This is a genomic window from Mesorhizobium kowhaii, from assembly GCF_042431665.1.
Lineage (GTDB): Bacteria > Pseudomonadota > Alphaproteobacteria > Rhizobiales > Rhizobiaceae > Mesorhizobium > Mesorhizobium kowhaii.
In genome coordinates this window covers 295,983-307,808 of the sequence record NZ_JBHLYT010000053.1, presented here as the reverse complement: position 1 = coordinate 307,808, position 11,826 = coordinate 295,983, and the positions used below count along the sequence as shown (strand labels likewise).

Sequence of the window (11,826 nt, the reverse complement as noted above, 5' to 3'; positions counted from 1 at the left end):
TTTTGGGTTCAACAAGAGTGGAGGAAACGAAGTGAACATCACAAGAAGACTTCTGGGGAAGGCAGCGCTCGGGCTGGCCGGCGCAACCATGCTGATGCAGTTCCCGGCGCTGGCCGCGGACAAGCCGGCGCCTTTCGACAAGCCCGGCGTCAAGATCGCGCTGGTGCGCTATCTCTCGACCGGCGACTTCTTCCAGGCCTATCTCAGCGGCGTCGAGGCGCAGTCAAAGGCGCTCGGTATCGACCTGCGCGTGCTCGACAGCCGCCAGGACGCCGCCCTTCAATCTGACATGGTCGACCAGGCCATCGCGCTTGGCGTGCAGGGCATCATCATCCAGCACGGCCTGACGGAATCGATGAAGGACGCCGCCCAGCGGGCGGTCGACGCCGGCATCAAGGTGGTGGCCTTCGACGTCAATGTCGAAAACCCCAAGATCCCGCAGGTCGAACAGTCCGATCGCGACTTGGCCCGCCTCGCTCTCGAGCAGGCGGTCAAGGACAATGGCGACAGCTGGAAGGCCGGCTATGTCTATGTCGCCGGCATCGCGCCGCTCGACCGCCGCAACGAGACCTGGGTCGACGTCAAGAAGAAGTATGCCGGCATCAGCGAAGTCGCGATGTTCGGCACGCTCGACAACCCGATCGCCAACTCCGTCGCCAACCAGGCGCGTTCGGTGCTGTCGGCTCACCCCGACATCAAGGTGATGTTCGCCCCCTATGACGAATTCGCCAAGGGCGTGAAGATCGCCGTCGACGAGGCGGGTTTGAACAAGGGCATCAAGATCTACTCGGCCGACATCTCGACGTCCGATATCGCCGCGATGCGCGAGCCCGACAGCGCCTGGGCGGCAACCGCCGCGACCAATCCGGCCGTCGTCGGCCAGGTCTCGGTGCGCGCCCTGGCACAGCTGCTGGCCGGTGAGGACCCCGGCCACAACGTCGTCGTGCCGCCGACGCTGATCACCCAGAAGGACCTCATCGACAAGGACATCAAGAACATGGAAGACCTGTCGGCCAAGCTGCCGCAGTTCGCCCATGCCGATGTCGCGATGCCCGCCTGGATGCCGAACCCGAACGCCAAATAAGGTTCGTCACGACACAACAAAAAGGGGCGGCCCGTGAGCCGCCCTTTTTTGGTCAGTCGGAAATGCCTACCGCAGCGCTGCCGCTATGTTGCCACCGTCGACCGTCGTCACATCGGCGGTGGTCCGGTCAGCCAGTGCGTGGTGCAGGAAGGCCTGCGCCACGTCCTGCGCCGTCACTTCCTGGCCGAGCAGATTGCCGGACATGTATTCCTTCTCCGACACGCCGCGCGCGCCCGAACGGCTGGCGATCATGGCGTCGGTCAAAAGGCCCGAGCGGATGCGGTCGGCGTTGACGGCGTTCGAGCGGATGCCGTGCGCGCCATAGTCGAGCGCGTATTGCCTCGACAGGAACAGCGTCGCTGCCTTAGGCACGCCATAGGCGCCGAACTTCGGCCCCGGGTTGACCGCCTGCTTGGAGGTGTTGAACAAAAGCACGCCGCCGGTGCCCTGTTCGAGCATGATGCGCACAGCATTCTGCGCCACCGATTGGTGGGCAAAGAAATTGAGCTCGAAACTCCTGCGCAAAAGCGCATCGTCGAGTTCGCCGATCCGGCCTTCCCAGGCAGCGCCCGCATTGGACACCAGGATGTCGACACCGCCGAACACCGCAACCGCCCTGTCGAAGGCGGCACGCACCTGTGCCGGGTCGGTGATGTCGGCGGCGACACCGATCGAATTGTTGCCGGCTTTCTTGGCGGCGTCAGCGGCCTTTTCGGCGTCGAGATCGACGACGACGGCATGGGCGCCATTGTCTGCGAACAGCTTGGCTGTCGCGGCACCGATCGCACCGGCGCCGCCGGTGATCAGCACCACCTGGCCGGTCAGCGGCTTCGGCTTGTTTGAGGCGAGCTTGGCCTGCTCCAGCGACCAGTATTCGAGTGGGAACAGGTCGGCTTTGGCGAGCGGATGGAAATGGCCAATTGCTTCGGCGCCGCGCACCGCCTCGATCCACATCTCGCCGACATCCGAGGCGATCTTCGCATCCTTCAGCGTGCGACCGTGGCCGAACATGCCGAGGCCTGGCACCAGCGTCAGCCGCGGCATCTGGTCGAGCATGGTGCGCTTGACGTCGTCGAGGGCATCATTGGTTTCGAAATAGGCGCGGTAGTCCTTGGCGAAGGCTTCGACGTGATCCTTGATCACCGCCCTGTAGTCGCCGACCTTGTCGGCATCCGGCGCCGGCAGCGCCATCGGTCCGGTCTTGATGCGGATCGACAGGTCAGGCGTCGACACGCCGCGCGCGGCATAGTCGGCGATCTCAGCCGAATTGATGAAATCGACGATCGCGTCCGAGGTGCGGAAGTCGCTAATCATGCGGTCGAAGCGACCTTCGCCGCGTGCGACGGCAACGGCACCGCGCAGCGTTGGCGCGATGGTCGCCGGTGTCGCGAGCTTTGCCGGCAATGCTGCCTTCGCGGCTGTCGGCTTGGCGTTCTTGGCGACGTAGTCCTCGGCGACGTTCACATAGTGGATCATCCGGTCGTAGGCCTGCCTGGCATCGTCGCCGAAGGTGAAGATGCCGTGCTTGTCGAGGATCAGGCCCTCGACTGTCGGATCGGCGTCGAAGATATCGGCAGCCGCCTTGGCGAGGTCGAAGCCGGGCATGATGTAAGGCACATAGCCCATCTTCGCACCGAACACTGTCTTGACCAGCGGTTTGCTGTCCTCCTGGTCGACGATGGCCAGAATGGCAGTCGAGTGCGTGTGGTCGACGAATTTATGCGGCAGGAAGGCATGCAGCAGCGTCTCGACCGAAGGGTTGGGCGAGGACGGGTCGATGAGGTTGGCTCGTTGCAGGGCGACCATGTCCTCGTCGGCCAGTTTGTTCAGCGCGCGTGCCTTGAGCAGCGGCTTGAGCTTGACCGCCGGCAGGCCCTGCGGCTCGATGACACCCATGTCCCAGCCGCTGCCCTTGACGCACAGCACGTCCCACTGGTCGCCGACGAGATCGGTGGCCGTCGTCTTGCAGGAGGTGTTGCCGCCGCCATGCAGGACCAGCCGTGGCTCGCCACCCAGCAGCCGGGTCGTGTAGACACGCAGCGCCAGGTCGAGGCCGACACCCTTCTTTGCATAGTCGGCAACGAGTTTCTCGGCTGCGTCGTCGTTCCACAGGTTCTTCATGTTCGTTTCGTCCAGTTGCTGTCTTTGATGGTGAAACAGGAATGCCGCGACGCTTTGATGACAATGCGCCGGCGGCGGAGATGGTGGTTTCCTAAAGCGCGTCGCGTTTTGAATGGATTCAGGCAACGCGCTTTAGGTCTTTGTTTTTATGCATGTCGTTGTCCCAAAACCGGGGCCACTTTTGGGCGACATGCATTAGGAGGCCTTTTCTGTCGTCGCTCCAGCATGATCCAGCAGCCGCTGCGCCATGCGTGCGCCGACCACCAGATGCGTGCAAAGTCCGCCGGCGATCGCCGCGAGCAGCGGTTCGAACTTGCTGTCCTCCTGCACGACCATCAGGCGCCTGGCGATGGCGCGCAGCGAGGCAAGCTCGGCCGAGATCACCCGGCGGTTGTAGCTGCAGTCGAGCACCTTGCCGCCGGCGTCGATGATCTGCCCGGCAATGACGCCGGCGGCGCCTCGGCTGCGCAGTTCCGCCATTTCGCCTGATGTCAGCGCGCCGCATTTGACCAGATGGCTGTCGGCGTCGACCGCGCCGACCGAGTACAGCGCCAGATCGCATTCACCGACGCCGGACAATTGTTCCCGGATCACCGGTTCGGCACGCAGCGCGCGCGCCAGCTCTTCCGTCGACAGCACCAGCGGCGCGTAGAAATTGAGGCCCTTGGCGTTCAGTCGCCGCGCGATTTCCATGGTGCATTGGTCGGGCCGGTAGGAATAGGGCGCGCCGAGATTGCCGCAGAGCTGCACCACGGTAACATCCTGCAGGTCGGCATAGGACATGATGTCGGCGATCATGTAGACGGTGCGGCCCCAGGCGACGCCGATGCGGTCGCCCTTCTTGACCAGCTCGAGAAAGACGCTCGCCGCCAGCACGGCGATTTCCGTCGATGGATCGGCGATATGGTCGTTTTCCGGCGCGATCCAGACGGCGTCGAGGCTCAACGCATCCTCGAGCTTTCGCGCCAGGACATCGTCGGTGAAAAGCTGGGTCGAGGTCGAGATGTTGACGATGCCGGTTTCACGCGCCTTGCGCAGATACATGGCGACCGAGGCACGGGAAATGTTAAGCTGGCTCGCCACCTGGTCCTGTCGCAGGCCATGGGCGTAGTAGAGCCAGGCGGCCTTGTGGATGAGCTGTTCTGCCGGTCGGATCGCCATGCCGTCTCCTCGGCTGACATTATTCACGGCCTTCGACAAAAGTCAAACCAGGCCAAGGTATACGATGCCCTTTCATCCGCTGAATCTAGATCATCATTGTGCCAAATGCGCTCTATCGCGGCATCGTTGGTGGTGACGCGGCCCGCGCCTGTGATTAGAAGATCATAGACAAGACACTACATCGCCGCGCGTCCTTACGGACGCGCAAAGGACGCTGTAGCACTTTGATCTTGCGCATGATCCTTTCCGAAAATCGATTCCGGTTTTCGGGGTCATGCGCTAGGGGAGGACGGGATGGGCAATCCTTACGAACAGGATCTCGACAAGAACGCGGCCAACCACCAGCCGCTGACGCCGCTCACCTATCTGGAACGCGCGGCAAAGACCTATCCCGACCATGTCGCCATCATCCACGGCCGCCAGCGCATGGACTATCGCACCTTCTGGCGTCGGTCGTTGAAGCTCGGCTCGGCCCTTCAGAAGCGCGGCATCGGCAAGGGCGACACCGTCACCGTCATGCTGTCCAACACGCCGCCGATGCTGGAGGCGCATTTCGGCGTGCCGATGACCAAGGCGGTGCTGCACTCGCTCAACACCCGCCTCGATGCCGCGGTCATCGCCTTCCAGCTCGACCATGCCGAGACCAGGATACTGATCGTAGACCGCGAGTTCTCCAGCGTCGTCAAGCAGGCCCTGGGGCTGGCCAAGGTCAAGCCGCTGGTCATCGACTATGACGATCCCGACTACGCCGCCGACGCGCCCTATCCGAAGGGCGAGCGCATAGGCACATCAGACTATGAGGACTTCATCGCCGGCGGCGACGAGGACTTCGCCTGGTCGATGCCCGACGATGAGTGGGACGCCATTTCGCTCAACTACACCTCCGGCACGACAGGCAATCCGAAGGGCGTCGTCTACCACCATCGCGGTGCAGCCCTCATGGCCTACACCAACACCATTCATGCCGGCATGGCCAAGCATGCGGTCTATCTGTGGACGCTGCCGATGTTCCACTGCAATGGCTGGTGCTTTCCATGGACGCTCGCCGTCCAGGCCGGCACCCATGTCTGCCTGCGCTGGGTGCGGCCGAAGCCGATCTACGATGCCATCGCCGACCAGGGCGTCACCCATCTGTGCGGCGCGCCGGTTGTGATGTCGGTGCTGATCAACGCGAAGGACGAGGACAAGCGCGAATTCCCGCAGACCGTCACCTTCAACACCGCGGCTGCGCCGCCGCCGGAGGCCGTGCTGTCCGGCATGGCCGACGCCGGCTTTGCCGTCACTCATCTCTACGGCCTGACCGAGACCTATGGCCCGGCAGTCGTCAACGAGTGGCATGGCGCCTGGGACGATCTCGAAAAGGGCGCGCGCAGCGCCAAAAAGGCGCGGCAGGGCGTGCGTTATGCAGCGCTCGAAGGCCTGACCGTCATGGATCCCGAGACGATGCGGACGACGCCAGCGGATGGCGAGACCATCGGCGAGGTCATGTTCCGCGGCAACATCGTCATGAAGGGCTATCTGAAGAACCGCAAGGCGAGCGACGAGGCCTTTGCCGGTGGCTGGTTCCATTCGGGCGATCTCGGCGTCATGCATGCCGACGGCTATATCCAGCTCAAGGACCGCTCCAAGGACATCATCATCTCCGGCGGCGAGAACATCTCCTCGATCGAGGTCGAGGACGCACTCTACAAGCACACCGCGGTTGCCTCCTGTGGCGTTGTCGCCAGACCCGACGACAAATGGGGCGAGGTGCCGGTCGCCTATGTCGAACTGAAGCCCGGCAAGGCGGCGACCGAGGCCGAGATCATCGAGCATTGCCGCGCGCTGCTTGCCCGCTTCAAGGTGCCGAAGGCGGTGATCTTCGCCGAAATCCCGAAGACCTCGACCGGAAAGATCCAGAAGTTCCGGCTGCGGGAAATGGCCAAGGTCGCCTGAAGTCTCCAACGGCCTCTCGCGAAAATATTTCCAGTGGCCCGCATCCTCGTGCCGCTTGGTGGCGTCTATTGGGATGTCACCAGTTGTCACCAGTTGTACGCGTACGCCGATTTCGCGTTGACAGGCTGACCATTTCGATTTACGACTGACGAAAATTGAAATTCGTCACTCGTAACAACAGAGAGCCATGTCCGAAGCCGCCAACATAGTCCCTGACGTCGCCCGACAGGAAAATGTGACGCGCATTCTCGACTGCGCCGAGCGCCTGTTCCGGCACTACGGTTACGGCAAGACCAATGTCGCCGACATCGCCCGTGAACTCGGCATGTCGCCGGCCAATATCTACCGTTTCTTCGCCACCAAGGTCGAAATCCACCAGGCCGTCTGCGGCCGGATGCTCGGTGCCAGCTACAAGATGGCCTATGAGATTTGCCACTTGCCGATCAGCGCGGAGGAGCGGCTTCGGCGCTACGTACATGCGCAATACAAAATGACGATGGAAGTCATGCTCGACGAGCAGAAGGTCCATGAAATGGTCATCGTCGCGCTCGAACGGGATTGGGGCGTCATCGACAAGCACGTCGACAGCATCCACGATCTGTTCGCGGAGGTCATCCGCGATGGCATCGAGGCGGGTGAGTTCAGGGAACAGGATCCGGTGATCGCATCGCGTTGCTTCGGCGCTGCCACCGTCATCCTGTGCCATCCGCAGATGGTGGCGCAGTGTCTTGCCAAGACCAATCGGGCGATGCCCGACGACCTCATCGATTATGCAATCAAGGCCTTGAAATAGCGCCGCACGCAGGTGCCGGTGTCGACCATTCATCTCCAGTCGGAGTAGCAAGATGTCTTTGTCCCGTTCCATCCTTGGCAAGCTGCCGGTCGCCGGCCTGATCGTAGCGGCGCTCGGGCTTGCCGGCTGCTCGCAGGAGAAAGCCGAAGTCAAGGACATCATCCGCCCGGTCAAGGTCGTCGAGATCGCCCAGGCGCATGACACCCGCACGCTCTCCTATTCCGGGTCGGTGCGGGCCCGCACCGAGAGCGCGCTGGCGTTCCGGGTCAACGGCAAGATCACGGAGCGCCTTGTCGACATTGGTCAGCATGTGGCCTCAGGCGATGTGCTCGCCCGCATCGATCCTATCGATTACGACCTTTCGGTCAAAAGCGCTCAGGCAGCGCTTGATGCCGCCGAACGGCAGGTCGAGACTGTCGAGCTTGCCCGCAAGCGCGCCGAGCAGCTTTTTGCCAAGAACTTTGCACCGAAATCACAGCTCGAACAGGCGACGCTGAGCTATGACCAGGCGGTCGCCACCCGCGATTCTGCTCGCTCGTCGCTTGACCAGGCCAAGAACCAGGCCGGCTACACCGACCTTAAGGCCGACAGGGACGGCATCGTCACCGCGGTCAGCGCCGATGTCGGCCAGGTGGTTGGCTCCGGAACGCCGGTGGTCACCGTCGCGGTCGACGGCGAAAAGGAAGTGCTGATCGCGGTGCCGGAAATGGAAATCGGCGAGTTCAAGCCGGGCAAGATCGTCAAGGCGGGCTTCTGGTCCGATGACGCGCTCGCGCTCGACGGCAAGGTCCGTGAAGTCGCCGGCAGTGCCGATCCGCAATCGCGCACCTTTGCCGTTCGCGTCAGCCTGCCCAAGGATTCGCGCGTTCTCCTCGGCATGACCGCCAGCATCGAAGCCTCGGCGGCCAATGAGCGGCAGCTCGTTTCGATACCGCTGAGCGCGCTGGCCGAGCAAGGCAGCCAGTCGATCGTCTGGACCGTCGATCGCGGTGCCGACACCGTCCATGCCCGCCCGGTCAAGGTCGCCAAGTTCGCCGCCGATGGCGTGCGGGTCGCCGAAGGATTGAAGCCCGGCGATGTCGTGGTCGCCGCCGGCACGCAGTTCATGACCGAGAACCTGAAAGTGAAACTCGCCGGCGACACAGTGCTGCGATCTGCTTCCGCGGCCGGCGATGGCAGCGACGCCAGGCAGGTGCGCTGACGACAGACAACCGGCTGCGCGTTCCCGCAGCCGCTGGTTTCCGGGCGGCAAACGCTCGAACCGAGGCGCTCGATTGATGTGACCCCCGCGCATCAATTCTCGCGTCCCACCGCGATGAGTGTTCTCCGCTCGGAGAGCTTTGCCGCCCGGAAGCCGCTACCGAACCTCGATCTTGTTGAAATAGATGGACCAGCATCGATGACCAATTCCACGGACGAGAAGCGGCCCTTCAACCTGTCGCGCTGGGCAATCGGCCATCCCTCCATTGCGCGGTTCCTGTTCGGTCTGATCATCATTTCCGGCGCGCTCGGCCTGATGCGTATGGGCCAGAAGGAAGATCCCGATTTCACCTTCCGGGTGATGGTCGTCCAGGCGATCTGGCCCGGCTCCTCGATCCAGGAGATGGAAGACCAGGTCGTCAACAAGATCGAACGCAAGCTGCAGGAAACGCCGCATCTCGACTTCGTGCGCTCGTTCACTCGCGCCGGCAGCGCCATCATCACGGTTCAGATCAAGGGCGACACCAACGCCGCCGAGGTGACGGACGCCTTCTATCAGGTGCGCAAGAAGGTCGGCGATATTGCTGGCGACCTGCCGCAAGGCCTGCTCGGCCCCTATTTCAACGACGAGTTTGGCGACACCTTCATCACGCTCCATTCGATCAGCGGTGACGGCTTCAGCTATCCCGAGCTGAAGAAGTTCGCCATCCAGGCGCGCGACATGCTTTTGACCACGCCCGGCGTCGAGAAGGCCGTCATCATCGGCGACCAGCCGGAAAAGCTCTATATCGACGTCTCCTCTAAGGCGCTCGCCGAACGCGGCCTGACGCTGACCGATCTGCAGAACGCGATCAAGGGACAGAACAATGTCGACCCGGCCGGCTCCGTCGACACCGGCACCAATTCAGTTCGCATTTCCGTCGAGGGCAACGTCAGCAAGGTAGAAGATATCCGCCACCTGCGCCTGCGCGCCGGTGGCCAGGTCACCCGGCTCGGCGACATCGCCACGGTGACGTCGGGGCTGGAAGATCCCTATCAGCGCAAATACCGCTTCAACGGCCATGAGAGCGTGCAGCTCGGCGTCGTCATGGCCAAGGGCTTCAACGTCAGAGACGTCGGCAAGGATGTCGAGGCGACCTACAAGCGCTTCGAGGAAGGACTGCCCTACGGCGTTGCGGTCGACCAGATTTCCGACCAGCCCGAGGTCGTCAAGGATGCCGTTAACGAGTTCATGGAGGCGCTTGGCGAAGCGCTGCTGATCGTGCTCGTCGTCTCGTTCCTGTCGATCGGCTGGCGCTCGGGCCTGGTCATTGCCATCGCCATTCCGCTGGTTCTGGCCGCCACTTTCGCCATCATGTACGAGCTCGGCATCGATCTGCAGCGCATCTCGCTCGGCGCGCTGATCATCGCGCTCGGCCTGCTCGTCGACGACGCGATGATCGTCGTCGAAATGATGGAGCGCAAGCTGGAAGAGGGGCTGGTCAAGATCGAGGCGGCGAGTTTCGCCTATTCCTCGACCGCCTTCCCGATGCTGACCGGCACGCTGATCACCACCGCAGGCTTCATCCCGGTCGGCTTTGCCGCCTCGACGGCCGGCGAATATGTGCGCACGCTGTTCTATGTCGTCGGCATTGCGCTGATCGTCTCGTGGTTCGTCGCGGTCTATTTCACGCCATGGCTCGGCCACATGATCCTCAAGCAGCGCAAGCATGCCGGCAGCCACCACGATGTTTTCGACACGCGTTTCTACCGCCGGCTTCGCTCGACCGTCAGCTGGGCGGTGCGCCATCGCATCATCGTGCTTGTCATGACGCTGGTTACCTTCGGCACCAGCCTTTGGGCCTTCCAGTTCATCCCGCAGAACTTCTTCCCGCAATCGTCGCGGCCGGAAATCCTCGTCGACCTCTGGCTGCCGGAAGGCACCAGCATCAAGGAAGTCGAGGCGCAGGCCAAGGCGCTCGAAACCAAGATGATGGACGACAAGGACAAGCGTTTCATCGCCACCTATATCGGCGAAGGCGCGCCGCGCTTCTTCCTGCCGCTCGACCAGCAGCTGACCAATCCGAACTTCGCCCAGCTTCTGGTGATGGCCAATGACGAGCCGGCCCGCGAACGGTTGATCGTCAAGCTGCGCACGGTTCTGGCTGAAGACTTCCCGTCGATCCGCGCCAAGGTCGACCGTCTGTTCCTCGGCCCGCCGACCGGCTGGCCGGTGCAGATGCGCGTCATGGGTCCGGATCGCCAGGAGGTGCGCCGCATCGCCGATCAGGTGAAGGCGAAGTTCCGCGAAGATCCGCTGCTTGGCGCCGTGCATGACGACTGGCTGGAACCGGTGCCGGCAATGAAGCTGGTCATCGACCAGGATCGCGCCCGCGCGCTCGGCGTCACCTCGCAGCGCATCCGCCAGATGCTGCAGGCGACGATGTCCGGCGCGCCGCTCGACGACTTCCGTGACGGCGAGGAGACAGTCTCCATCGTAGCCCGCGAGCCGGACGCCAGCCGCAGCCTGCTGTCCTCGGTCGACTCCGTCTACATCCCGACCGATTTCGGCGGCTTCGTGCCGCTGTCGCAGGTCGCCAAGGTGGTGCCGGTGCTGGAGCAAGGCATCGAATGGCGGCGAAACCGCTTGCCGACCATCAGCGTGCGGGCGACGCTGCCCGACGGCGTGCAGTCCAATGACGTCGTCACCAAGCTGTACAAGGATATGCAGGGCCTGCGCGATGGCTTGGCGCCTGGCTACAAGATCGAGATCCAGGGTGGTGCCGAGGATTCGGCCGAGAGCCAGGCTTCGATCGCCGCCAAGGCGCCGATCATGCTGGCCATCATCGTCGTGCTGCTGATGATCCAGCTGCAGAATTTCGGCAAGGCGATGCTGGTGCTGGCGACCGGCCCGCTCGGCATCATCGGTGCTGCCGCGGCCCTCTTGATCAGCGGCGCGCCGTTCGGCTTCGTCGCCATCCTCGGCGTCATCGCGCTGCTCGGCATCATCATGCGCAACTCGATCATCCTGGTCGACCAGATCGACCAGGATATCGCCACTGGCATGGATCGCTATGAAGCGATCATCGGCTCGGCCGTGCGACGCTTCCGCCCCATCGTGCTGACGGCAATGACCGCCGTGCTGGCGCTGATCCCGATCTCGCGCGCCGTGTTCTGGGGGCCGCTCGCCTATGCCATGATGGGCGGCATCATGGTTGCCACGGTGCTAACCATCCTGGTGCTGCCGGCGGGCTACGCTCTGTTCTTTGGGCGGGAGCCCAAGAAGGCGATGGATACCGAACAGATGCCTGAACCAGAGTTGCCTGCCGAAAGGCCGCAACTGGCGCTGGCCGCCGAATAGATATTGCGGGCCGGACGGTACCGTCCGGCCCGCAAATCTGCGTTCTCTTCCACCGCTTCATAATCGGTCTCTCGCTGGCCCGCCCGACGGCACGGGCCGTGAGCGGTATTCGGCGCCAAAAAGCGCGAACCGGGATTGCAGGTTAAATCGCCTTGTTGTACGAACGTTCAACAAGGCGATTTAACGAGTACC

Annotated in this window: 7 protein-coding genes; 5 read left to right on the top strand and 2 right to left on the bottom strand. The window is 63.0% G+C overall.

Translation table 11 applies throughout. The features are described from left to right. Positions 1-31: 31 nt before the first annotated feature. A complete protein-coding gene (locus tag ACFFNA_RS28885) occupies positions 32-1,084 on the top strand; it encodes a substrate-binding domain-containing protein (protein WP_378923289.1) in 1,053 nt (350 codons plus the stop codon). 66 nt (positions 1,085-1,150) lie between these two features. Here ACFFNA_RS28885 and ACFFNA_RS28880 read toward each other — a convergent pair whose 3' ends face one another. After that, positions 1,151-3,205 (bottom strand): bifunctional aldolase/short-chain dehydrogenase, encoded by a 2,055-nt coding sequence (locus ACFFNA_RS28880; RefSeq protein ID WP_378923288.1) that lies wholly within the window; start codon positions 3,203-3,205, stop codon positions 1,151-1,153. 195 nt (positions 3,206-3,400) lie between these two features. Further along, a complete protein-coding gene (locus tag ACFFNA_RS28875) occupies positions 3,401-4,366 on the bottom strand; it encodes a sugar-binding transcriptional regulator (protein WP_378923287.1) in 966 nt (321 codons plus the stop codon). Positions 4,367-4,660: 294 nt separating this feature from the next. Between ACFFNA_RS28875 and ACFFNA_RS28870 the strand changes: the two genes are divergently transcribed. The 4 genes from ACFFNA_RS28870 (at position 4,661) to ACFFNA_RS28855 (ending at position 11,634) form a co-directional block, all read left to right on the top strand. Continuing rightward, positions 4,661-6,301, top strand: coding sequence for an acyl-CoA synthetase (locus tag ACFFNA_RS28870; RefSeq protein ID WP_378923286.1), 1,641 nt, complete (start codon positions 4,661-4,663; stop codon positions 6,299-6,301). Between the two features lie 187 nt (positions 6,302-6,488). Continuing rightward, a complete protein-coding gene (locus tag ACFFNA_RS28865; protein ID WP_111546950.1) occupies positions 6,489-7,094 on the top strand; it encodes a TetR/AcrR family transcriptional regulator in 606 nt (201 codons plus the stop codon). A gap of 52 nt (positions 7,095-7,146) precedes the next feature. Continuing rightward, complete coding sequence (locus ACFFNA_RS28860) at positions 7,147-8,295, top strand: efflux RND transporter periplasmic adaptor subunit (RefSeq protein ID WP_378923285.1); 1,149 nt, start codon at positions 7,147-7,149, stop codon at positions 8,293-8,295. A 198-nt stretch (positions 8,296-8,493) separates the two neighbouring features. Further along, complete coding sequence (locus ACFFNA_RS28855) at positions 8,494-11,634, top strand: efflux RND transporter permease subunit (RefSeq protein WP_378923284.1); 3,141 nt, start codon at positions 8,494-8,496, stop codon at positions 11,632-11,634. The last annotated feature ends 192 nt before the right edge of the window (positions 11,635-11,826 follow it).